Below are 25,061 nucleotides of genomic sequence, written 5' to 3'. Positions count from 1 at the left end.
CCTCTCTTTTCTTTTTTCTTTTCCTTTTTACATTTCATTTTTATTTGAATCATCTGTCTGTTTCTTCAAACGGTCAGGAAGCTTTGCCCTCCTTTCTCCGTTTTTGTAACAACAGATACATGATTACCGCAGTTCCGGCGAGAATCGCCCCGCCAAATCCGAGGATCAGTCTGCTCCAGCTTCCGGTGACCGGTAACTGGAATTTTGCCTGATTGGCAACCTGAATCGTAAGTGTGTTCTCCTGAAGACTTCCGATAGAATTTTCGCCTCCATCGACTGTGATGGATTTTCCCTTTCTGTCGATCACCACTGTAATCGGCGCTTTCAGAAGGTTGTATCCTTCCGGAGCTTTGATCTCCGTGATCCGATAAGTTCCATCTGACAGATCTGTGAATTTTGCAAAACCAAGCTCACCATTTTCATCATCAGTTGTAACATCCTGTGCTGTAAAAGCAGTATCCACAGTTCCATCGGCATTCAATTTCTCAAGCCTGAAGGTTGCTCCGGCAAGTTTCACCAGATTCTCTCCGGATGTTCCCGCCTTGATCTTCAGGATCTGAAGGTTCGTTTTTGGCGGCTGATATATATTGGTAATTGTTGCAGAACCTGCACCATCATCTCCAATGGAAATTCCGGTATCTCCATAATCATAAGAAACAGTAAAATTTCCTTCCGAAAATTCAATGCTATTTCCATTTTCTACCGGTGTTACTGCTGTCACATTTCCATCGGCATCTTTTGTCACTGTTACCTCAACAATTCGATACTGCCATGGAATCTGTATTTCCTGTGTGTAATCCACATATTTGTCCAGATCCATAAAAGAAGTCTCTCTTTTCTGTGTATAGATGTTGTAGGTAAGTTCTGCATAAGATTTTCCGTTGTACTCTACTGCCTGCCAGATATCTGTATCTGCCTGTTTTCTCTGCAACTGTACATAAATCGTATCCGGAAATTCTCCTGTATAGGTTTCTCCGTTTTCTGTTTTCCAGAGTTTCTCTACCGACAGATTGACCTTTGGCTTTTTTGTATTTTTAAATACTACTTCTGCCTGTGTCAGACTTGCATTGATGTCACCATGAAGGTCAATGGTTCCGGCTTCCTGCTGCACTCCGTTCAGCCAGATACTGTCAAGTGTGGAGCCATCATCCGGTGTCACTTCTTCGATCGTAAAGAATGTTCCGACCGGAATTCCTGTAATCGTATAGGACTCCCCTGCTTTTAACGAAATTTCCGGCAGTTCGATCGGTGCTGTCTCCAGTCCGGTACCTCCCACATTGGTAAAGGTAAGCTTAAACCGGTAAGTGCCATCCAGCTGATCCGTCTGATAAGCAGCTTCCTTTTTAATGGTCAATGAACCGGTCTTTACTTTGTTATAAAAAACTGCCTTTAATTTGGTTAAGGTCGTAGTGTTATCCGGGTCTGCATAAGAACGGAACACAAAGGTATTCTCTGACGGCTTCGTGCCTGTATAGGCATTGTTTATCGTCCGTCCTTCTGTATCATTTCCGGTTATGTAAGCTTCCGTTCTTCCATCCTCTACCGATGTTCCCGCCACTTTATTCAGACTGCTCACACTTCCATTGGTCACATTACTTCCTGTTCCCATAGAAGTTACCGGTTGTCCGTTTTCATACATGGTCCATGTTGTCTCGAACAGATCCGGATCTGCCTCTTCCTTCAGGTAAATGTAACTGCCACGGCGAAACTGATCGGTAAATGTGATCTTCTCTTTATCCTGCAATACGAAACTTCCATCTTCCTCAATTGCATACGCACCACTTTTTGCCGATGAGGTATACACCGCTCCTGTAGGGTTTTCCAGTTTTCCGGATGTAGCAGAACCATAATCTGCAATGTCATACTGCTTTGTCACGAATCCGGTGGAACTGGTCAGCTCTGCTGTCGGTCGGAATATAAAATCTTTCAGGTAAAAGTTTCTCGGATAGTTGTATCCGAATCGAATCTTCTTCAGGTTTGTCTTGTCAAATCCTTCTGCCCAGGAGAGTCTGCTCAGATCCAGTTTCACAGTTACCCAGGATTTGTTTTTGACTGCCACCGTACCATAGGTTCGTCCGGAAAGTGTTTCTTTGTTCAGACATCCGGCTTCCTTTCCAGCTGCATCCACCAGCTGCAGATACATATTGGAAAGTGATGGGGTATCCGGATAATCGTAATAGAATTTGAATTCCAGATACTGCATTTTGGAAATGTCCGCAACACCGTCCAGCGTCAGTTCTCCATATCTCTGGTCTCTGTAGTTGCTTGCAATGTCCTGTTCTCTGGCATACCAGTGTGCCGCATCCGTAAAGCCTTCTTTGGTTCCCTTTGCGAAGGTATTGCCTTTATTCGTCGGTGAAAGTGTATAATTTAAATTACTGATTTTCACCGGGTCTGTCGTTGAAGAAGATGCTGCTTTTGTTCCATAATGTGTTGCAAGATTTTTGATTGAGAAGTTAAACAGGGAGGTATTTTTGAACAGGTCTTTGAACAGATCATTTACCTCTGTTGTATCTACCTGCTTTTCTACCTGCAGCTGATTCTCATCCGGGAAGTTGAAAGTGACTTTCATGTTGGACTCCCACATACCACGTTCCATATAGAACATAGTCAGCTTGTGCTCATCCCCATTCGTGCCAGAAAGTGTAAAGCTAGTTGTTACATTCGTGTCTTCTGAACCAGATCCCTGACTCACTTTTGTTCTGCTGACTGTTGCCGTTTTGTCTGCAAAATTCAATGCCCCGGTAACTCTTCCATGCGCGCCGCCAACGTCCAGTGCCAGTTTACCATCCACATATACCCATACGTCATCATCACCGGAAAACGTGAACTGAATCGGAAACTTCGTCGTTCCGTCGCTGGCTGTTACCTGTCCATCATCTGTCAGACGGAAAGTAAATTCCAGTTTTGTACCAAATCCATAATTGTAATTACTTGCTGAACAGGCAGTCGCTGTTTCATTAAACGGGAAGAACCCATATGTATTCGACACCCCTGAAGTTTGGCTTGAACTGTTGACATTCTGTGACCAGCTCTGATTTCCGGTATCCTGAAGATAATATTCTCCGGAACCATTGTCCTGTCTCATTGCCAGCGTCGTATCTGCACTGTCAAAGTACCAGTAGTCTACATTCGTCGTATTATCGTCGCATTTATTTCCATTGATATCCAGCTTCTGCTTGGTAAACGGAAATGCCACATTATGATAGATTTTTCCAAGCACTGTATTTTTGCTGTTTGCTCCCGTCAGGAAAGACTCACTAAAATGTGGTTCCTGTGCCGTTCCTCCTGCTGCCATCAGACTGCCGTTACTCAGTGTATCTGCCACAAGTCCCTGTGCCGCCGCATCATAATAGGTACTGTTTCCATTGGCATTCAGTGTCGAGTTATTGGTTGACATGAATCCATTCTGGTTACTCTTGTTATATCCATACAGATTCAAGGTATCTGCAATAGCAGAAAAACGTGTTCCCCAATTCGAGTAATCCGGCTGAAAATGCCCCGTATAAATTGGTATTCTAACGTTATTGGAACTGTAATAATCACTCAGTGCCTGATCAAACTGTCGAAACGTCACATAACTTCTCTGTGATCCGGAAGGGGGATTGTTCTGATCATAATTGTCCCGGTTGTTTCCGTTCAGTTCGCAATCGGTATAATAATCATAAAACGTCGAATTCACATACAATGTGCTGGGATTCCTGTTAAATGTACTCTGCACGATGTCTGTGACCGTTGTGTCTTTGCCGCTTTCCGCATCGCGTGTGCTACCTTTTTCTCCCCAGTAGCCACCGCGGTTACCGCCTTTGTAAATCGCATCATCACTGTCGTCTCCGAAGTAGCACGGATTGCTCATGTTCTGCGGAATGTCTACCAGATCCGTTCCGTCACCATTTGCAGCAGCATTTGCATCCTTCACTGCATACCCTGCAAACCGGATCTTTGTATACTCCCCTGACAGGCTGACTCTCCACAGATCTGTGCCATCCACCGCAGTCATTTCCCCGTTAACAGCCGTTCCGTCACTTTTTACTGCATAATAATAAACTTTTGAACTGCTGTCATAAGGGATTCCTTTCCCACCGTTCAGATTACTGCTGCCTGAATAGGACATCTTCGACAACGTAGCGTCATAATAAATCGTCCGTGCTCCAAGCACACCCCATGTGGAATTCTCCGCCGTTCCGGCATATTTGTAACAGTCTGTGGAACCAACTGCAAAAAGGGTACTCTCAACATCTGCTTCATCTGTTCCCTGTCCGTAGAAATTCGAGTAAGTATCTCCCAATACCTTTCCATCAGCATCTGTAAACTGTACATATGAACATGCTTCTGATGGAATAGTTACATAAAATCCATTCTGAATGGATGTCATTACAACAGGCTGACCTACCAACTGTAAATTTCCATCTGTATCTTTTTCATAAAAGTTTGCAGTAACTGCATCCAGTGAATCTTCTGTATCATTTTCAAAATACATGGTCTTTCCGGCAAAGGATGTATGATCATTTGGATCAAATGGAGTGTAGTCTACCCAGCTCTTGGTTTTGGAATCATACAGTTTGCCGAGGAACACGGTATCTGCAGTCCATGAAATAATTGCCTGTTCTTCTGCTTTCCACTGCGTGTCAAATGCCTGAAAATATAATCTTGCCAGTCCTCCATATGGCATCTGTGCATCTGTAAAAGTTGCAGAATAAACTTCCATACCTTCATAGGTCGTATTAAGAGCATTCATATCCAGAAGACTCTGATTGTTTGCTCCATCTCCTGAATCTCCTGCCTGCATCCACACCTTCATCTGATAGCCTGCATCGGTCCACTCTTTCGGTGCTGCAAAGTAAACAATCTTTTCATTTGTCTCCCCTGCATACTCTGCAATCATCTCAACAAGCTCTGCTTCGTCTGCCTCACTGTTCCAGTTCAGTGTGATCCTGCTGTCTTCCTCTTTCAGCGGAAGGAGTTCTCGTCCCTCTTCATTCTCTCTGGACATCTCGACTCTAAGTTCTGCCTGATAACTGTACTCTTCTGCATCTGTCGCATATACGATGGATGCGCAAAACTCTGTGCTTCCTCCTGCAGGCACCTCATATTCCAGATAACGTGCTGCTATCTCGTAATTGCCTTCCTCATCATAGACATAATCACCATCTTCATCGGTCTGATATTCCGTAACCGGTGTAATGGTAAGCACTTCCTTCTGGTTCAGTGCCCCCGAAAGCTGGATAGTTTCATCTGTAACTTTTTGTTCCGTCTCACCATTCTGTAAGGTGATCTGAAGATCTGTTGCCGGGCATTCATTCTGCACATCCGTCAGATACAGTCTGACTTTTGCAGCCTCCTGTCCTGCCGGGACACTTGAAGAAATCTTTACTTTATGTGGCTGTCCCTGCAGCACTTCTGTATGTTCTGTTGCGTCTGCCTTCCCGAGAACCGTTTCTGCAGACTCCGGACAGACTTCTTCGTCCAGTATTTCCGTCTCGATATCATCCGTGAATTCTTCTCCTGAAGAAAACTCATCCGCATCCTGTGCACTCTCAATGTCCACGCTCTCTGTCTGTTCTTCTTCCTCATCATTCGCAGACATTCCGTTTTCAAAATGAATCTCACTCTCTTCAGAGGCCGTTTCTGTTTCCAAATAACTTTGCTCGCTCACCAGGGAAGCGTCATCAGACTCTGTCTCGACAGGTTCCATATCGACAAATTCAACGGTAGATCCCTTCACCAGATCCGTAACTCCCGGTGATGACAGCATGACGGCCGCACACGCCAGAACTGCTGTTATCTTATGCCATTTACGCTTCTTCATCTTCTCATCCTTCCCTCAGCATTTTGCGATAATATTTTCATCGAAATTATTATAGCGTGGTAAAATGTGATAAAAAATATGACTTTTCCATGAAATATATAATAATTTTTATCTATAACGTGATGATGAAACAAAAAAAGATACAGATTTTCATGAGAATTTTTCTCAATAAAATATCTGTATCTTTTCTCTTCAATCATTTCTTTTTTTGGCACAAGTACTTTATACCGCTTCTTTTTTGCCTTCCGTCCTGCGGAATTTTTCCGGACTGCATCCATAGAATTCACGGAAACTCTTGCAGAAATAAGAAGCATTTGTAAATCCTGTTTCTGTGCAGATCTGCACGATTTTCTTATTGGTCGTGCACAGAAGCTCTTTGGCTTTTTCCAGCCGGAACTTACGGATAAACTGTGAAATTCCTTCCCCTGTCTCTTTCTTAAAAATATAACTCATATAGCCAGGTGACAGATATACGGCTTTCCCCAGAAACTCCAGACTGATGTCCTCCTGATAATGTGCATAAATGTAACTTTTTACCTTTTCCACTTCACTGCGGCTGCTGCTCTGACTGGAAAACAGCGTTGTCTCAAAGATGTGGATCGTCTGTTCCAGAATTTCCACCACTTCCTGGATATTCTCTACCCGAAACAGCTTTTCAATCACATCTGTATACTTCTCAATTGGATACTCCATATCTGCATACATATTTTTGACCAGATTGGTGCACGCAAAATTCATATAGATATAAGAAAATCTGGCTCCCTGTTCCTTGCACTCTACAAATCGTCTGAAGTGCTCCCAGAGATGTGTGATATCATGAAGCCGGATATCTTCTTCCATCTTTTCGATCATTTCAAGCGGAAGTTCATAATTCTCCCTGTTTTCCCAGTTGGAATCCGGCATAAAGATCCACTGATCCGGTCTGTAATACCGATTCTCCATCAGACTCTCCAGTTCTTTTGTTCCTTCTGGAATTGCCTGCTCTCCTTCCAGCATACTGGACACGGCCACGTAGATTTCTGCTCCACAGCTCTTTTGGACAAATTCATGGATGTGTTTTGCCAGTATATGATAATCCACCTTTACACTCCGGTCAAAAAAGAGCAGAGAACTTCCGGATAATACGTTCAGATAATGTAATGGAAGCTGCAGTTCCTCTGTGAGCATCTTTTCAAAATCACCTGCATAATTTTCAAAAAAGCTGTCCGATGCTTCTATGGAAATCATTCTGCCAACCGTTTTCCACCAGGACACATCCAGAACTTCCATGGCCTCTCTGATTACTTCCGTCTTTCCCGAACGAATATACTTTAATAAAAAATACTGTTCCAGGAAATCCTGATTTTTCTGTAAGAGTTCTTCCGTCTCATTTTTTTCATCCAGATATTTCATCACTTTTTTCATGGTATCACTGAATTCCTGTGGATTCACAGGTTTCAGGATATATTCCTGCACACCATTTCTGATTGCTTCTTTCGCATAGTTAAAATCACTGAATCCACTGAAAATGACAATTGCCATATCCGGATCCAGTTTTCGCACTTCACGAGCCAGCTCCAGACCGTCCATAAAAGGCATGCGAATATCACTCAACAGAATGTCCGTTTTCTTTTCTTTGATCTGTCTCAGTGCATCCTTTCCATTGACCGCTTCCAGAATCTCAAAATCATAGTTTTCCATCTGGAGAAGAGCTGTAATTCCTTTTCTTTCAATCTTTTCATCATCCGCAATCAAAACTCTTCGGATTTTTACCCCCCCGGAACGAATCCGGGTTTGATAATTTATTTTTCCTCTTTTTCCTTTTTTCTTAATTTCACCATAACCACTGCCGCAATACCTGCAACTGCTGCTGTAAGAAGTATTACAAACGGTACGATCGGTGTGGTATCTCCTGTTTTTACGCCTTTCTTTGGTGTACTTCCGTTGTGACTGTTCGGGCTGTCCGGTGTTGCGCTCGGCGTACTGCTTTCCGGCTGATTGATCACCTGAAGCTCCTGTGCTGTTCCGGATACTGCTTCGTATTTTCCTTTTATCTCTTCCACTTCTCCCGCTTTGGAAATCTCAAATTCTACCGGTTCTTCCAGTCTCACAAATCCCTCTGGTGCCTCTGTTTCAATAAAGCGATACTGTCCAAATGGAAGTTTTGATATTTCCAGCTGTCCATTTTTATTTGTGGTCATCTGAAAGTTTAATTCTTTCCAGGAAGTCCCATCTTTTTTTTCTAATTTGAATTTTGCGCCTTCCAGAACATTTCCATTCGGGTCTGTTTTATTCAGAATGACTGCCCCTTCCTGCGGAACGCACTTTACCGCAACTTCCGGATTATAATTTTTCTCTCCACTTTCTGTAGACGGAAGCAGGATCAGTGCACTTTCTGCCAGTGCTTTTTCCTGTCCCGCAGTCTGCACAGCAAAATACAGCCCCGGACTCAGATTGTCAAAAAAAATCTTTTCGTTGCTTTTTTCTGTTTTCTGTCTGCCCTGCAGCTTCTGTGTCTCTATATATTTTTCAAGTGCTTCTGTAATCTGAGCAATGTTTTTTGCTCCCGAAAGCTGTTCCAGCGAGATCCCGCAGTTCCGGAACTCCTCGGTCATCGTATATTCCTCATCTGCATAGTCGGCGATCTTGTACAACATCATTTCTACTTCCGTTGTACCTGAAGAAAGCTGTATTCCAATACTCCCTGTCGTCTCTGCTTTTACAGGCAGTACAGTCATCACCAGCAGACAGACAACCAGAAGTACTGCCCATTTCTTACTTATTTTCATCCTCTCTCCTCCTTTTATATTTGAATCTCCCGAATACCACTGCCAACACCAGTAACATTATTCCCACCAGGACTGCATAATGCCAGTTCCTGCCGGTTGTTGTATCTTTTGTATCCGACAGCTGCGATGGTGTTTCTGTACGTTCTCCCCTGACCAGCAGCCGATGACTGTTCACTCCATAAGGAATACAGGTCAGAAGCGTCACATAATCCTTCCCTTCCACAATCCGGAGTTCATCTGTTTCATCCGGAAGCACAACACTGATCTGGTCCACTTTATAGGACAATATTTCATCCAGTTCACGAATATAGAACAGATCACCCTCCTTCATTTCATCCAGATGTGTAAAAAGTTTCGCTGTAGGAAGTCCGGTATGTCCTGCCAGAACACAATGTGTAGAAGTACCTCCTGTCGGAAGTGATGTCTGCTCCATATGCCCCACACCTTTTGCAAGCACTTCTTCATCCGTTCCTTCATAGATTGGAAGCCTGAGATGAAGTTTCGGAATTTCCAGATAGCCAATCGCATCCGTTGCCGCCAGCATATCATCATAACTGACTGAAGAAACCGCCTCATTTTCCCCCGCCAGACTTTCATTATAAGCCGCAGACTCTTTTTTCATATCTGCAAGCACTGACTGACTGGTATTTCTGACTACTTCGGTATAATTTTCAATTTCATTTCCGGCTCTGTACTCGCAATACCAGTTGTTCACCGTAGCATACATTGCCAGGCCCACACCTGCCACAGCAACCAGGATTCCGAACACAAAAAAGCCCTTTCTGATTTTTTCTTTCATAAAAGGCATTCTTCTCTCATTTTTCATATATTTTAAAAAATTTTTCTTATCCGGTGAATATAAAAAAACAAAGAAAGATGTAAATAATTTAATATTTTTTATCATTTAGCACATATTTTTTACGTTATTGGAATATTACGAAGTAATTTCTTATAACGTAAAAAAGAGCTATGATGTCATTTCACCATAGCTCTTTGCACTTTCTGTTTAAAGATTTGTATAACCCATCAGGGACTCATCCACTGCTCTTGCAGCTTCGCGGCCTTCGCGGATCGCCCATACGACCAGTGACTGTCCACGATGCATGTCTCCTGCTGTAAAGACTCTCGGAACAGAAGTTTCATATGCTTCCGGTTTTGTCTCTACATTGGTACGTCCATTGATGGACACCTTGAACGCATCTGTCACATATTTCTGGCTTCCGAGGAATCCTGCTGCGATCAGTACCACATCTGCCGGAATAACTTCTTCGGTTCCCTCTACCGGAACCATCATCATTCTTCCGGTCTTTTCGTCTTTCTGGCTTTTAAGTTTGACGATCTTGGCCTTGCACACATTGCCTTTTTTATCTGCGATAAATTCTGTAACGGTTGTCTGATATACACGTGGGTCATGACCAAATACAGCGATTGCCTCTTCCTGACCATAATCAGTCTTGAGAACTCTCGGCCATTGTGGCCACGGATTGTTTGCCGCACGCTCTACCGGAGGTTTTGGCATCATCTCAAGCTGAGTCACGGATTTTGCTCCCAGACGAACGCTGGTTCCCACACAGTCATTACCGGTATCACCGCCACCGATAACAAGCACGTGTTTATCTTTTGCAAGCTCATACGGTACCTTTTCAAAGTCAGAATCCAGAAGAGTCTTTGTTACTTTTCCAAGGAAATCGACTGCAAAATAGATACCTTTTGCTTCTCTTCCCGGAACTTTGATATCTCGCGGATTGGATGCGCCACATGCAAGGACTACACGATCATATTTTTTGAGAAGTTCGTCTGCAGTGATGTCTTTTCCGACATTTGTGTTCAGAACAAACTGCACTCCCTCTTCTTCCATGAGATGAATTCGTCTGTCTACAACAGATTTCTCCAGTTTCATATTCGGAATACCATAACGAAGAAGTCCGCCTGGTCTGTCACTTCTTTCATAAACCGTCACACTGTGACCTCTTCGGTTCAGCTGCTGTGCGGCTGCCAGTCCGGATGGTCCGCTTCCAATGACTGCGATCGTCTTTCCGGTACGTACACGCGGAATCTGTGGTTTTACCCAGCCCTCCTGCCATGCAGTTTCAATGATCGCTCTTTCGTTTTCTTTGGTTGATACCGGCTCACTGTCCAGATTGCAGGTACATGCTGCTTCACAGAGTGCCGGGCATACTCTGGAAGTAAATTCCGGAAAACTGTGTGTCTTGGAAAGTCTCAAATATGCCTGTTTCCAGTTTCCTGTATAAACCAGATCATTTGTCTCCGGTACCAGGTTGTGCAGCGGACAGCCGGAAGCCATTCCATTCAGCATCATACCTGACTGACAGAAAGGAACGCCACATGCCATGCAGCGTGCTCCCTGTTTTTTCTGTTTTTCTTTACTGATCGGAGTCCGGAATTCATTGAAGTTGGCAATCCGGACCTTTGGAGGCAGTACTTTGGCTGTCTCTCTTTTATATTCTAAAAATCCTGTTGGCTTTCCCATGTTTCCTCATCCTCCTTAATGCTTTGCTCCAATGCTTTCGTAAAATGCTTCCATCTGCGCCTGCTCACTGGTCAGTCCTTTTTCTTCTAATTTGGCACTGAGTGTGATCATCTTCTTGTACTCATTTGGAATGAGTTTCTTAAAGTGCGGCAGATAATAGTCAAAGTCAGCAAGCACTTTGGCTCCTAATTCGGAACCTGTAGCCGCAACATGGGCTTCGATCAGATCACGAAGTTCTTTCTTGTCATATTTGTTCTCTACTTTTTCAATAGAGATCATTGCTTTGTTGATATTTTTGTACAGCTTGTTTTCCACATCCAGTACATAGGCAATACCACCACTCATACCGGCTGCAAAGTTCTTTCCGGTACGTCCAAGTACTACGACACGTCCACCGGTCATATATTCACATCCGTGTTCTCCGACACCTTCTACGACTGCGTAAGCACCGGAGTTACGAACTGCAAAACGCTCGCCTGCAACACCATTGATAAATGCATAGCCACTGGTTGCACCATACAGGGCAACGTTTCCGATAATGATGTTATCTTCTGGTTTGTAAGCTGCTTTTTCCGGAACTTTCACGATCAGTTTACCACCGGAAAGTCCTTTTCCAAAGTAGTCGTTGCTGTCACCGGTAAGATTCAGTGTCAGTCCCTTCGGAATGAAAGCACCGAAGCTCTGTCCACCGGCTCCATTACAGTTAACCACGATCGTATCATCCGGCAGGCCTGTTCCGGTCTGTCTGGTGATCTCTGCACCAAGGATCGTACCAAATGTACGGTCTGTATTGGTAACATCCACGCTCAGTTCTACATGCTCTTTTCTTGCAATTGCCTTTGCACATTTCTTGAGAAGAACTTTTTCATCCAGTGTCTTTTCCAGTTCGAAGTTATAGACAGCTTTTGGATCAAAAGTCACTTTCTGTCCGTTTCCGGCATATGGGTTATTAAGGATTGCGCTGAGATCCAGTTTGCCTTTATGAGGTTCTGCTGCCACTGCTTCCGGAGACTGTCTTAAAAGATCTGTACGTCCTACCATCTCATCAACCGTGTGAACACCAAGACGTGCCATATACTCTCTCAATTCCTGTGCAATGAATCTCATAAAGTTCTCTACATATTCCGGTTTACCACGGAAACGTTTACGAAGTTCCGGATTCTGTGTTGCCACACCAACCGGACAGGTATCCAGATTACATACACGCATCATCACACAGCCCATAGTTACAAGTGGAGCTGTGGCAAAACCGAATTCTTCTGCACCAAGCAGTGCTGCGATTGCAACATCACGTCCACTCATCAGCTTACCATCTGTCTCGATACGTACACGGTTACGCAGTCCGTTCATCAGCAGGGTCTGATGTGTCTCTGCCAGGCCAAGTTCCCATGGAAGACCTGCATTGTGGATAGAACTTCTCGGAGCAGCTCCTGTTCCTCCATCGTATCCGGAGATCAGAACTGTCTGTGCACCGGCTTTCGCAACACCGGCTGCGACTGTACCGACACCAGCTTCGGATACAAGTTTTACAGAAATGTCTGCATAAACGTTTGAGTTTTTCAGGTCGTAGATCAGCTGTGCCAGGTCCTCGATGGAATAGATATCATGGTGCGGCGGCGGAGAAATCAGAGATACGCCAGGTGTAGAATGACGTGTCTTTGCAATCCACGGATATACTTTCTTAGCCGGAAGATGTCCACCCTCACCAGGTTTTGCACCCTGTGCCATCTTGATCTGAATCTCTCTTGCAGATACCAGATAACGGCTGGTAACGCCAAATCGTCCACTGGCAACCTGTTTGATTGCAGAACAACGGTCATTTTCGCTTCCTGCAGATGCGATACGTTCTGCACTCTCACCACCCTCACCGGTGTTGGATTTGCCGTGCAGATGATTCATTGCGATTGCCAGTGTCTCATGGGCTTCCTGAGAAATAGATCCATAGGACATTGCACCTGTTTTGAATCGTTTTACGATCTCATCTACACTCTCTACTTCATCAATCGGAATTGCCTTTTCCGGATAGTTGAATTCCAGAAGTCCACGGAGTGCTCCATGGCTTTCTTTGTCTACCAGAGCTGTATACTGTTTGAACAGATCATAGCTTCCGGTCCATGTAGACTGCTGAAGCAGGTGAATTGTCTGTGGATTGTATCTGTGTTCCTCACCCTGACTTCTCATCTTATGCGCGCCAACGCTGTCCAGTGTGAGGTCCGTATCCAGTCCAAGTGGATCAAATGCCTCTGAATGAAGTTTTTCTACATTATCCTCAATATCTTCCAGAGTGATTCCACCGACACGACTGACTGTACCGGTAAAGTATTTGTCGATCACATCCTGTGAGATACCGATTGCCTCAAAAATCTGGGAGCCCTGATAGGACTGGATCGTAGAAATACCCATCTTGGATGCAATCTTGACAATACCACTTAAAACTGCATGATTGTAGTCTTCTACTGCCGCATAATAATCCTTGTCCAGCATATGGTTGTCAATCAGCTCACGAATGGTTTCCAGTGCCAGATACGGGTTGATCGCACTTGCGCCATAGCCAAGGAGTGTTGCAAAATGATGAACTTCTCTTGGTTCTCCGGATTCCAGAATGATTGCAAGGGATGTACTCTTCTTTGTTTTTACGAGGTGCTGATGAACTGCGGATACTGCCAGTAATGACGGGATCGGCATATGGTTCTCATCTACACCACGGTCAGAAAGTACCAGGATATTTGCACCGTCACGATATGCTTTGTCTACCTCGACAAACAGACGATCGATTGCTCTCTCCAGCTTGGTGCTCTTATAATATAAGGTAGAAACGACAGCTACTTTGAAGCCCTCGTGATTCATATTTTTAATTTTCAGCATGTCCGTATTGGTCAGAATCGGATGTACGATTTTCAATACATGACAGTTTTCCGGCTGCTGCACCAGAAGGTTTCCGTCTTTTCCGACATAGACGCTGGTAGATGTTACGATTTCCTCACGGATCGCATCGATTGGCGGGTTTGTAACCTGTGCAAAAAGCTGTTTAAAATAATCAAACAGAGGACGATCCTGATCAGACAGGACTGCCAGTGGTGTATCCACACCCATTGCACCGATACTTTCTGCGCCATTCAATGCCATGTTTCGGATAGAAGTACGGTACTGTTCGTAAGTATAACCAAATGCTTTCTGCAGACGTGCGCGCTGCTCGTCTGTGTACTCTTCCATACGGATATTCGGAATCTTGATGTCTTTGAGCTGTACCAGGTTGCTGTTCAGCCACTCACCATATGGCTGCATTTTGGCATATTTTTCTTTCAGTTCGTCATCATCAATGACTTTTCCCTGTACCGTATCAACCAGCAGCATTTTGCCAGGATGCAGACGCTCTTTGAGAACGATCTTGTCTTCCGGTACCGGCATAACACCGACTTCTGAAGAAAGGATCATATAACCATCGGAAGTAATATAATATCTGGACGGACGCAGACCGTTACGGTCAAGAACAGCGCCCATTACATCACCATCAGAGAACAGAATGGATGCCGGTCCATCCCATGGTTCCATCATGGTTGCATAATACTGATAGAAATCTCTCTTCTCCTGAGAAATGGTATCATTATATGCCCATGGTTCCGGAATTGTGATCATAACTGCCAGTGGAAGTTCCATGCCACTCATAACAAGGAATTCCAGAGTATTGTCCAGCATTGCGGAGTCAGAACCATTGCGGTTAACAACCGGAAGGACTTTATGAAGCTGTCCTTTTAGATAAGGAGACTCCATGTTTTCTTCTCTTGCAAGCATCTTATCTGCATTTCCACGAATGGTATTGATTTCACCATTGTGTACCATGAAACGGTTCGGATGTGCTCTCTCCCAGCTTGGGTTTGTGTTTGTACTGAATCTGGAATGAACCATCGCGATCGCTGATTCATAATCCGGACTCTGAAGATCTGCAAAGAATGTACGGAGCTGTCCTACCAGGAACATACCTTTGTACACGATCGTACGGCTGCTCATGGATACGACATACGTATTGTCATTACTCTGCTCAAATTCACGACGTGCAATATAAAGCATACGGTCGAATGGAAGACCTTTTTCCACTTCTTCCGGTTTCTTGATAAATGCCTGCATGATGTAAGGCATACATTCTCTTGCTTTGTGTCCGAGAACTTCCGGAATTACCGGAACAGTTCTCCAGCCAAGAAGTTCCAGCCCTTCTTTTTCCACGATGATCTCGAACATCTTTTTTGCCTGGGCACGCTTGATCTCATGCTGCGGGAAAAAGAACTGTGCGATACCATATTCTCTCTCTCCGCCAATCTCAAAGCCCTCCTTCTTACAGGCTTTTTTGAAAAATTTATGTGAAATCTGCAGAAGGATACCTACACCGTCACCGGTCTTTCCTTCTGCGTCTTTGCCGGCACGATGCTCCAGATGTTCTACGATTCTAAGCGCATTTGCCACTGTATCATGGGTCTTTTTACCTTTGATATTTACAACCGCACCGATACCACAGTTATCATGCTCGAATTCGCGGCGGTACAGTCCCTGATCTTCTCTCCTTACTTCCTGCATGGTCATTTATCCTTTCTATCTGTAATACGGAAGGAAAACCTTCCTTATATTATTCTTTATTTTGTGCCTGTCGGCTCTGTTTCAGCTTTGCATACTCATCTGCTGCTTTTACAAATCCACGGAACAGTGGATGCGCATGGTTCGGTCTGGACTTAAATTCCGGATGTCCCTGTGTTCCTTCATAAAATGGATGGTCTTTGACTTCTATCATTTCTACGATATGTCCATCCGGTGAAGTTCCCGCAATCGTCATTCCCTTCGCAGCAAGCTCCTCACGATATGCATTATTAACTTCATAACGATGTCTGTGACGCTCCTGAATTTCTTTCTTTCCAAACAGTTCCAGTGCTTTGGAATTGTCTGCAAGCACACATGGATAACTTCCAAGTCTCAGAGTTCCTCCCAGATCCTCCACGCTTTCCTGATCCGGCATCAGAGCGATCACCGGATGCTTGGTAGACGGATCCAGCTCAATGCTGTTTGCATCTTCATATCCAAGTACATGTCTTGCGAATTCTACGATTGCCATCTGCATACCGAGGCAGATGCCAAGATATGGAATCTTGTGTACACGTGCATACTGTGCAGCCAGAATCATGCCTTCTGTTCCACGGTTTCCAAAACCACCCGGAACCAGAATACCATCTACTTTGTGAAGAGCCTGATCCAGATTCTTTTCATTCAGTTCTTCTGAATCGATCCAGGTAATCTCTACTTTGGCTCTGCAGGAGATACCACCATGTTTCAATGCCTCTACAACACTTAAATATGCATCATGAAGCTGTGTATACTTTCCTACCATAGCAATGTTGACTGTGCTTTCCGGATTACGAAGATCATTAACCATCTGTGTCCATTCTGTCAGATCCGGTTTACGATTTTCCAGCCTCAAAGATTCCAGTACTACATCTGCAAGTTTCTCTCTTTCCATTGCAAGAGGTGCTTCATATAAATACTCTACATCCAGGTTCTGCAGTACATGGCTGACCGGTACATTACAGAACAGTGCAATTTTGGCTTTGATCTCATCGGTCAGCGGATGTTCACTTCTGCATACCAGAACATCCGGCTGAATTCCCATGCCCTGAAGTTCTTTGACACTCGCCTGTGTAGGCTTGGTCTTCATTTCTTCTGATGCTTTCAGATAAGGAATCAGTGTAACATGGATCAGGATCGCATTGTCATGTCCAACATCATGCTGGAACTGACGAATAGATTCGAGGAATGGCTGGCTTTCAATATCGCCAACAGTTCCACCGACTTCAATGATTGCGATTTTTTCTTCGTCATGTGCTTTGGCACGATAGAAACGGCTCTTGATCTCATTGGTAATATGAGGAATAACCTGCACGGTTCCTCCTCCAAAGTCTCCATGACGTTCCTTCTGTAATACAGACCAGTAAACCTTACCGGTTGTCACATTTGAATTCTTATCCAGGCTTTCATCAATAAATCTTTCATAATGTCCCAGATCCAGATCAGTCTCTGTGCCATCATCTGTAACAAAAACTTCTCCATGCTGGATCGGATTCATCGTACCCGGGTCAATGTTAATATAAGGATCAAATTTCTGCATCGTTACCTGATATCCTCTCGCTTTGAGAAGTCTTCCAAGAGACGCTGCCGTAATTCCCTTACCAAGTCCAGATACTACACCACCTGTAACAAAAACGTATTTTACTGCCATTACCGATTTCCTCCTCCATTTTGTATCTTAAACAAAAAAGCGTCAGAAGCGGACAAGGGGACCATTCCCTCTCTCACTTCTGACGCCTTTGTCAGATAAGATCTTAAAATATGAAAATTACTATACCTTATTTTTTTTCGTTTGTAAATATGTAATTTTTATAAATCTTAACATCCACAGTCGATTTTTTTGTTGAGTTCTGCTTCTACATCCATCGGGTACTTACCATCAAAGCAGGCTTTACATAATGGAAGATGTCCTGCCATTCCCTCCAGATAGTCACTCTGCATATAACCAAGAGAATCTGCCCCGATCATCTCACAGATTTCCTGTGCACTGTGATTGCTGGCGATCAGCTGATCATTGGACGGTACATCTGTTCCGAAATAGCACGGATGCAGGAACGGCGGGGAACTGATACGTACATGTACTTCCAGTGCTCCGGCCTTTTTGAGCATGCGGATCAGATTTGCAATCGTCGTTCCTCGTACAATGGAGTCATCCACCAGAACAATTCTCTTCCCTTTAACTGCTGAATCCAGAACGCTGAGTTTCAGATGGACACTGGACTCTCGTTCTTTCTGAGTCGGTTTGATAAAGGTTCTTCCAATGTAACTGTTCTTATAGAAAGCAAATCCAAACGGTATGCCGGATTCCTCGGAATATCCCTTCGCAGCCGGAATACCGGATTCCGGAACTCCTGTAACAAGATCTGCCTCTACCGGATAGGATTTTGCAAGAGATTTACCTCCGCGGATACGTGCATCATAGATTTTGACTCCATCCATCATGCTGTCCAGTCTGGCAAAATAAATATATTCAAATACACAATGGGCATGTTTGCCGGTGCTTAACTCCTTGTTGGACTCTATGCCTTTTTTTGAGATCGTAACCATCTCACCCGGTTCAATGTCTCTGACAAATTCAGCCCCCACAGAAGTAAGTGCACAGCTTTCAGACGCAAGTACATAGGTATTGTCTCGTTTACCAAGACAGAGTGGCTTCAGTCCAAGCGGGTCACGGACACCGATCAGTTTACGTGGACTCATGATCACAAGTGCGTAGCCACCTTTTAACTTACGGGCAGTTTTGAGGACAGCCTCTTCTACTGTTTTGGAGTGTACTCTTTCTCGTGCCACATGGAATGCAATGACCTCTGAATCTGTTGTTGTATGAAAGATTGCTCCATTCTGGATCAGTTCCCATTTCAGTTCCGGAGTGTTGATCAGATTTCCGTTATGTGCAAGTGCAAGTGTTCCCTTAATATAGGACAGTACCAGTGGCTGTGCATTTTCTGCAACAGATGCGCCTGTCGTAGAATAACGTACGTGTCCGATTCCAAGATCTCCCTCCATATTCCGTATGGTATCCTCCCGAAGAACTTCACTTACCAGTCCCAGATCTTTATGAAACTGGACGTTGCCACGCTCTCCGTCTGTTCTGGAAACTGCAAGTCCGCAAGACTCCTGTCCACGATGCTGAAGTGATGTAAGGCCATAATAAATGGATGGAACAACATTTCCTCCATCCAGATCATAAATACCGAATACACCACAGGCTTCCTTAATTCCTGCCATCAGAATTTCCTCCCATTATCATGTGAATTTTACCTGTGAATCTAACTGAAATTATAATAGAAGATCGACTTTTGTCAACCCTTGTCCCACTAAAAATCCATACAAATAAATTCAACCAGCCAAACAAAAAATTTGAAATTTTTTTCACAAAAATTATTGACATCCTGATTTTTTTGTGTATACTACATCACATAAGCAACGGCGCTTTGGATTAGATTCCAAGGCGCCTTTTTTGTTTATCTGAGAATAATTAGATTAATGGAATCGAAAGGAGATTTTTATTATGGCACAGAGTATTCCTGAAATTTACGGCAGTCTTGTTTTCAACGACAAGATCATGCGTGAGAAATTACCAAAAGACATGTACAAAGCGCTGAAGAAAACCATTGAAAACGGCACACATCTGGAACTTGATGTTGCCAACTCTGTTGCAGTTGCCATGAAAGAATGGGCACTGGAACACGGCGCAACTCATTATACTCACTGGTTCCAGCCAATGACCAATTTCACAGCAGAGAAACATGACAGTTTCATTTCTCCTACTGTTGACGGTCAGATCATCATGGATTTCTCCGGTAAAGAACTTGTTAAAGGTGAACCGGATGCTTCCAGTTTCCCTTCAGGCGGTCTTCGTGCCACATTCGAGGCAAGAGGATATACAGCATGGGATCCTACTTCACCGGCATTCATTAAAGACCGTACACTTTATATCCCGACAGCTTTCTGTTCCTACAGTGGCGAAGCACTGGATAAGAAAACTCCTCTTCTTCGTTCCATGGATACCTTAAATAAAGAAGCAATCAAAATTCTCCGCCTTCTCGGAAATACTGATGTCAAACACATCAATACAACCGTAGGTCCGGAGCAGGAATACTTCCTGGTAGACAAAGATCTCTATAATAAGAGAAAAGACCTGATCTTCTGCGGACGTACTCTGATCGGTGCTCCTGCTCCAAAAGGACAGGAAATGGAAGATCATTACTTCGGAACTCTGAAACCTCGTGTATCTGCTTACATGCATGATCTCGATGAAGAGCTCTGGAAACTTGGAATCCCTGCTAAAACAAAACACAATGAAGTTGCTCCTGCACAGCATGAGCTGGCTCCTGTATTTGATACTACAAACGTAGCCGTTGACCACAACCAGCTTACAATGGAAATCATGAAAAAAGTTGCTGCCAAACACAATATGGTATGCCTGCTTCATGAAAAACCATTCGAAGGCATCAACGGAAGTGGTAAACATAACAACTGGTCCATGAGCACAGATACAGGTGTCAACCTTCTGGACCCTGGCAAAACACCTGCTGAAAACACACAGTTCCTGGTATTCCTTGTAGCTGTTATCAAAGCAGTAGATGATTATGCAGATCTGCTCCGTATCTCTGTTGCCAGCGCAGGAAACGACCACCGTCTCGGTGCAAACGAAGCTCCGCCGGCAGTTGTATCTATCTTCCTTGGCGATGAACTTACCGAGGTTCTCAAAGCAATCGAAAACGATGAGTTCTTTGCAGGACATGGTGCTGTTCAGATGGATATCGGTGCAAAAGTACTTCCACACTTCGTAAAAGACAACACAGACAGAAACCGTACTTCACCGTTTGCATTCACAGGAAACAAATTCGAGTTCCGTATGCTTGGATCTTCTTCCTCTGTAGCCAACCCGAACATCATCCTCAACACAGCTGTTGCAGAAGTTCTGCGTCAGTTCTCTGAAAAACTGAAAGATGTTCCGGCTGAAGAAATGGATTCCGCTGTTCATGAATTACTGAAACAGACCATCAAAGATCACAAACGTGTTATCTTCAACGGAAACGGTTATACAGATGAATGGCTTGAAGAAGCAGAGAAACGTGGTCTTTACAACCTGGTATCCACACCGGATGCACTTCCGCATTTCGTAGACGAGAAAAATGAAAAACTTCTCACAAGCCATCATATCTTTACACATGCAGAGCTTCATTCCCGTTATGAGATCAAGCTTGAGAACTATGTAAAGACACTTCACATCGAAGCAGGTACTCTGGTTGAGATCATTCAGAAAGATCTTCTTCCGGCAGTTACTACATACATGGAAAAACTGGCTCAGACTGCAGCGCTTAAAAAATCTGTCGTACCGGATATCTCTGTATCCGCAGAGGCTTCCCTTCTGACAAAACTGACAGAACTTTCTGAGACAATGGCTAAAGATCTGGAAACCCTGAAACAGGATACTGCAATGGCAGAATACGAAGTCGGCAAAGACCTTCTCAAGAGTGCAAAACTCTATCAGAGTGTTGTCCTTACCGATATGGAAAAAGTCCGTGCATCCGCTGACGCAGCTGAAGCTCTGATTCCAGATTCCATCCTTCCATATCCGACTTATGGAAAACTGTTATTCTCTATCTCCGACTGAGAAATAAGAGGATAACCTGACAATTTTACACTGGTAAAACCGGGGGATGTCATTATGAACATGAACTACTTCATAATTCATTATCGATTTCCTCATCCATTAATCACACGATACGACATCCCCTGTTTTACATATATATTGGATTCGTAAAGGCGCGGAGAATGATATACTTCATTCCCGCGTTTTTCTATTTCAGGTAACTGTTGTTTTATTCAACTTTTTTAGGGAAAGAGAGGTAACTTTATGTATTCATCAGTAAACACTATATGGGTGCTTCTTGGCGCCGCGCTTGTCTTCTTTATGCAGGCCGGATTTGCAATGGTCGAAACCGGCTTCACCAGAGCTAAAAACGCTGGTAACATTATCATGAAAAACCTTATGGACTTCTGTATCGGTACTCCTACCTTCTGGATCGTCGGATTCGGAATCATGTTCGGTGCCGGAAACGGATTCTTTGGAAAGATCGGTGGCATTGCCACAGAAGCAAACTATGGTTCTGCAATGCTTCCTGACGGAGTTCCCTTCTGGGCATTCCTGATTTTCCAGACAGTCTTCTGTGCAACTTCCGCTACGATCGTATCCGGAGCCATGGCAGAACGTACAAAATTTTCTTCTTACTGTATCTACAGTTTCCTGATCAGCCTGATCGTTTACCCGGTATCCGGACACTGGATCTGGGGTGGCGGTTTCATCAGCCAGATGGGATTCCATGATTTTGCAGGTTCCTGTGCCGTACATATGGTCGGTGGTGTTGCAGCATTTATCGGTGCTCTCATCCTTGGACCTCGTATCGGTAAATACGGAAAGGACGGCAAGTCCAAAGCCATCCCAGGACATAACCTTACCATCGGTGCTTTAGGTGTCTTCATCCTCTGGTTCTGCTGGTTCGGATTCAACGGTGCATCTACCGTCAGCATGGAAGGCGATGCTATCGTAAGTGCGGGTAAAATCTTCGTAACCACAAACCTTGCAGCTGCTGTTGCAACTGTAACCGCACTCGCTATTACATGGATCAGATACAAAAAACCAGATGTTTCCATGTCCCTCAACGGATCTCTTGCAGGTCTGGTAGCGATCACAGCAGGATGCGATACTGTATCTCCTACTTCTTCCGCTATCATCGGTGTTATTTCTGGTTTTATCGTAGTATTTGGTATTGAATTTATTGACAAAGTTCTTAAAGTCGATGACCCGGTTGGTGCTGTCGGCGTTCACGGATTAAACGGTGCTTTCGGTACTCTCGCAGTTGGTCTTTTCTCTGATGGAACAGGTACAGACTGGAAAGGTCTTCTTGTTGGTGGCGGTTTCCATGGATTCGGTGTTCAGTTTATCGGCATGATCATCACCATCGCATGGGTTGCAGTTACTATGACGATCATCTTCCAGGCAATCAAACATACGGTTGGTCTTCGTGTATCTGCTGAAGAAGAGATTGAAGGTCTGGATTCCAAAGAACACGGTCTTACAAGTGCTTATGACGGATTTGTTGTACATGACACTATGACCGTTCCAACTCCTATGGGCGTTACAAAAGCAGTTCCTTCTGCAAACACTTCCGCAAATGTTGCTCCTGCTGAAGTTGCTGATACCATTCCGGAACTTCCAAGAGAAGGCGTACACAAACTGACAAAGGTTGTTATCATCACACGTCAGAGCAAACTGGAAGAATTCATGCATGCCATGAATGAGATCGGTGTTACCGGTATCACCATCACAAACGTTATGGGATGTGGTGTCCAGAAAGGTTCCCGTTCCTACTACCGTGGTGTTGAAATGGATATGAACCTGCTGCCGAAGATCAAGATTGAGATCGTAGTCAGCCTTGTTCCGGTAAGAACCGTCATCGAAACAGCTAAGAAAACACTTCATACCGGTCAGTACGGCGATGGTAAAGTCTTCGTATACGATATCGAAAACGTTGTCAAGATCCGTACCGGTGAAGAAGGATTTGAGGCTCTTCAGGACACACAGCCTCTTGAATAATTTGTGACAGTAATCAAACCTATATATTGATTTCCTCTTTTAAGCCAAAACAGCCCCTCTCCATTCCGGGAAGGGCTGTTTTTCATATGTCCTGTATTCATTTTTCTGTTATTCACTTCTTGTCAGTTTCGGCAGGTTCCAGCGGTAATGTGCTGCCAGATATCGAATCAAAATCACAACTGCCGATGCTCCAACCATAGAAACAACTGCACCAAAATTCCGGTACAGTATCACACAGACGATTGCACCTACGATGGAAGCACAGGCATAGATATGCTTCACCAGAATATACGGTGGCACTCCTGCCATAATATCCCTCAGTAATCCACCTCCGACTCCTGTGATCGTTCCCAGGAATACCAGTAAAAACATGTAATCCACATATCCTCGTGATATCCCGGTATTTACGCCTACTACAGTAAAGATTCCAAGTCCGATGGAATCCATGACCAACATTACTTTGTCATAAGTTTCCCGGTTGTGCCCCTGTAAAAGCTCCTTTTTTAAATACAGGATCAAAAATACCACACATGCTGTAATCGTTGCTACCAGTGTGTAGATTGGATTCTGGAACATTGCCGGTGGTACGATTCCAAGAATCACATCCCTGATGGCCCCGCCCCCTACGGCCGTCGTAACTCCCAGTACGATCACACCAAAAATATCCATTGCCCGATCTACTGCAACCATAGCTCCCGAAGCAGCAAACGCAACCGTTCCGAGCATTTCCATAATAAAGGTAATAAGCTGCTGATAATCCATAATCTTCCCTCTCCAGTTTCCCCTGTTCTATGAAATCTCATTATACTATATTTTTTTATTCTTGTAATTACATATTACAACATTTTTTTATCTGGCGAACTTTTTTTGTATACTATATATAATATATACCAAAGCGGTACTGGAACATTCTCCAATAAAGTAAAAAGAGCGGTACACTCCCTCTTCCTTTCAGAAGAAAAGTTGTATCGCTCTGTCTGTATTCGTATCTGAGTTGTCCGGATTACATTCCCTGTGATTCAGCCCATGCTTTCAATGCATTTTTGTCTGCACTGCCGAAGCGTCTGCCTTCTTTCCATTCCGCATTCGGTGCACATTTCTTCAGGATACTGTCTGTCTTGCCCATTCCACTTCCACCGGAAGTCGCAAATGTTGCAATCTTCTTTCCTGTGAAATCATAGCTCTCAAGAAATGTATTGATAATAGTCGGTGCCACATACCACCAGATCGGAAATCCTACAAATACTGTGTCATACTGTCCCATATCCGGCACTTTATTTCCAATTTCCGGTCTGGAATCCGGATTACTCATCTCCACACTGCTGCGGCTCTTTTTATTCATCCAGTCCAGATCTGCACTCGTATATGGAACTTTTGGTTGAATCTCAAATAAATCAGCTCCTGTCACTTCTGCAAGAGCCTTTGCCATTTTTGCAGTCACTCCGCTTGCTGAAAAATATGCTACTAATTTTTTTGCCATAATGATTGTTCCTCCATTCTGATTGACTTTAAAAATTATCTTTGTTAGTATAAGTATATCACCTGAACCTGACTTTAGGTCAATACATTTCGCAATTTTCAGACGTTAAATGTAAAAGTAACTTCCGGAGTGTAAATCTTAATTCCGGCTAGCTGACGTTAGTCTTACATGGTATTCTATAGGTGCAGTGGATTCCTCCCATTTTACCAAGGAGGATATTTCTTATGACTACAACGAAACATGATAAAAAACATTTAACTACTACTCAGAGAATTAAGATTGAAGATGGTTTGAACAAAGGT

The 25,061-nt window shown here is 43.9% G+C and carries 12 protein-coding genes; 2 read left to right on the top strand and 10 right to left on the bottom strand.

Annotation, left to right across the window (positions count from 1 at the left end; translation table 11 throughout):
- Positions 1-73: 73 nt before the first annotated feature.
- From KQI91_RS13920 to purF, 8 genes are all read right to left on the bottom strand, one after another.
- The gene (locus KQI91_RS13920; RefSeq protein WP_216393371.1) at positions 74-5,809 is read right to left on the bottom strand and encodes a SpaA isopeptide-forming pilin-related protein; all 5,736 of its coding nucleotides are present in this window, start codon (positions 5,807-5,809) and stop codon (positions 74-76) included.
- A 222-nt stretch (positions 5,810-6,031) separates the two neighbouring features.
- Positions 6,032-7,543, bottom strand: a complete 1,512-nt coding sequence (locus KQI91_RS13915; RefSeq protein ID WP_216393370.1) for a response regulator transcription factor — start codon at positions 7,541-7,543, stop codon at positions 6,032-6,034.
- A 47-nt stretch (positions 7,544-7,590) separates the two neighbouring features.
- Positions 7,591-8,577 (bottom strand): SpaA isopeptide-forming pilin-related protein, encoded by a 987-nt coding sequence (locus KQI91_RS13910; protein ID WP_216393369.1) that lies wholly within the window; start codon positions 8,575-8,577, stop codon positions 7,591-7,593.
- Positions 8,564-9,376 (bottom strand): class C sortase, encoded by an 813-nt coding sequence (locus KQI91_RS13905; RefSeq protein WP_216393368.1) that lies wholly within the window; start codon positions 9,374-9,376, stop codon positions 8,564-8,566. The genes KQI91_RS13910 and KQI91_RS13905 overlap by 14 nt, the downstream gene beginning before the upstream one ends.
- Before the next feature lie 207 nt (positions 9,377-9,583).
- The gene (locus KQI91_RS13900) at positions 9,584-11,068 is read right to left on the bottom strand and encodes a glutamate synthase subunit beta (protein ID WP_216393367.1); all 1,485 of its coding nucleotides are present in this window, start codon (positions 11,066-11,068) and stop codon (positions 9,584-9,586) included.
- A 15-nt stretch (positions 11,069-11,083) separates the two neighbouring features.
- The gene (gltB, locus tag KQI91_RS13895; protein WP_442860607.1) at positions 11,084-15,643 is read right to left on the bottom strand and encodes a glutamate synthase large subunit; all 4,560 of its coding nucleotides are present in this window, start codon (positions 15,641-15,643) and stop codon (positions 11,084-11,086) included.
- A gap of 43 nt (positions 15,644-15,686) precedes the next feature.
- Positions 15,687-17,324, bottom strand: a complete 1,638-nt coding sequence (locus KQI91_RS13890; RefSeq protein ID WP_216393365.1) for a CTP synthase — start codon at positions 17,322-17,324, stop codon at positions 15,687-15,689.
- A 167-nt stretch (positions 17,325-17,491) separates the two neighbouring features.
- A complete protein-coding gene (gene purF / locus KQI91_RS13885; RefSeq protein WP_216393364.1) occupies positions 17,492-18,901 on the bottom strand; it encodes an amidophosphoribosyltransferase in 1,410 nt (469 codons plus the stop codon).
- Positions 18,902-19,184: 283 nt separating this feature from the next.
- Here purF and KQI91_RS13880 point away from each other — a divergent pair, with 283 nt between their 5' ends.
- Together KQI91_RS13880 and KQI91_RS13875 are read left to right on the top strand one after the other, a co-directional pair.
- Positions 19,185-21,296 (top strand): glutamine synthetase III family protein, encoded by a 2,112-nt coding sequence (locus KQI91_RS13880; protein WP_216393363.1) that lies wholly within the window; start codon positions 19,185-19,187, stop codon positions 21,294-21,296.
- Positions 21,297-21,539: 243 nt separating this feature from the next.
- Entirely contained in the window at positions 21,540-23,279 is a 1,740-nt protein-coding gene (locus KQI91_RS13875; protein ID WP_216393362.1) for an ammonium transporter, read from the top strand.
- Between the two features lie 108 nt (positions 23,280-23,387).
- Here KQI91_RS13875 and KQI91_RS13870 read toward each other — a convergent pair whose 3' ends face one another.
- Together KQI91_RS13870 and KQI91_RS13865 are read right to left on the bottom strand one after the other, a co-directional pair.
- The gene (locus tag KQI91_RS13870; RefSeq protein WP_216393361.1) at positions 23,388-24,041 is read right to left on the bottom strand and encodes a trimeric intracellular cation channel family protein; all 654 of its coding nucleotides are present in this window, start codon (positions 24,039-24,041) and stop codon (positions 23,388-23,390) included.
- A gap of 241 nt (positions 24,042-24,282) precedes the next feature.
- Positions 24,283-24,759 (bottom strand): flavodoxin, encoded by a 477-nt coding sequence (locus KQI91_RS13865; RefSeq protein WP_216393360.1) that lies wholly within the window; start codon positions 24,757-24,759, stop codon positions 24,283-24,285.
- Positions 24,760-25,061: the final 302 nt, after the last annotated feature.

Origin of the sequence: Blautia sp. MSJ-19 (assembly GCF_018918125.1) — a bacterium.
Classification (GTDB): domain Bacteria; phylum Bacillota; class Clostridia; order Lachnospirales; family Lachnospiraceae; genus Blautia_A.
This window is presented reverse-complemented; position numbering and strand designations above follow the sequence as displayed.

Excerpts from the sequence above, each read along its gene's own strand:
- KQI91_RS13920 (WP_216393371.1), bottom strand. The coding sequence starts at position 5,809 with ATGAAGAAGCGTAAATGGCATAAGATAACAGCAGTTCTGGCGTGTGCG.
- KQI91_RS13910 (WP_216393369.1), bottom strand. The coding sequence starts at position 8,577 with ATGAAAATAAGTAAGAAATGGGCAGTACTTCTGGTTGTCTGTCTGCTG.
- KQI91_RS13905 (WP_216393368.1), bottom strand. The coding sequence starts at position 9,376 with ATGAAAGAAAAAATCAGAAAGGGCTTTTTTGTGTTCGGAATCCTGGTT.
- KQI91_RS13900 (WP_216393367.1), bottom strand. The coding sequence starts at position 11,068 with ATGGGAAAGCCAACAGGATTTTTAGAATATAAAAGAGAGACAGCCAAA.
- gltB (WP_442860607.1), bottom strand. The coding sequence starts at position 15,643 with ATGACCATGCAGGAAGTAAGGAGAGAAGATCAGGGACTGTACCGCCGC.
- KQI91_RS13890 (WP_216393365.1), bottom strand. The coding sequence starts at position 17,324 with ATGGCAGTAAAATACGTTTTTGTTACAGGTGGTGTAGTATCTGGACTT.
- purF (WP_216393364.1), bottom strand. The coding sequence starts at position 18,901 with ATGGCAGGAATTAAGGAAGCCTGTGGTGTATTCGGTATTTATGATCTG.
- KQI91_RS13880 (WP_216393363.1), top strand. The coding sequence starts at position 19,185 with ATGGCACAGAGTATTCCTGAAATTTACGGCAGTCTTGTTTTCAACGAC.
- KQI91_RS13875 (WP_216393362.1), top strand. The coding sequence starts at position 21,540 with ATGTATTCATCAGTAAACACTATATGGGTGCTTCTTGGCGCCGCGCTT.
- KQI91_RS13870 (WP_216393361.1), bottom strand. The coding sequence starts at position 24,041 with ATGGATTATCAGCAGCTTATTACCTTTATTATGGAAATGCTCGGAACG.
- KQI91_RS13865 (WP_216393360.1), bottom strand. The coding sequence starts at position 24,759 with ATGGCAAAAAAATTAGTAGCATATTTTTCAGCAAGCGGAGTGACTGCA.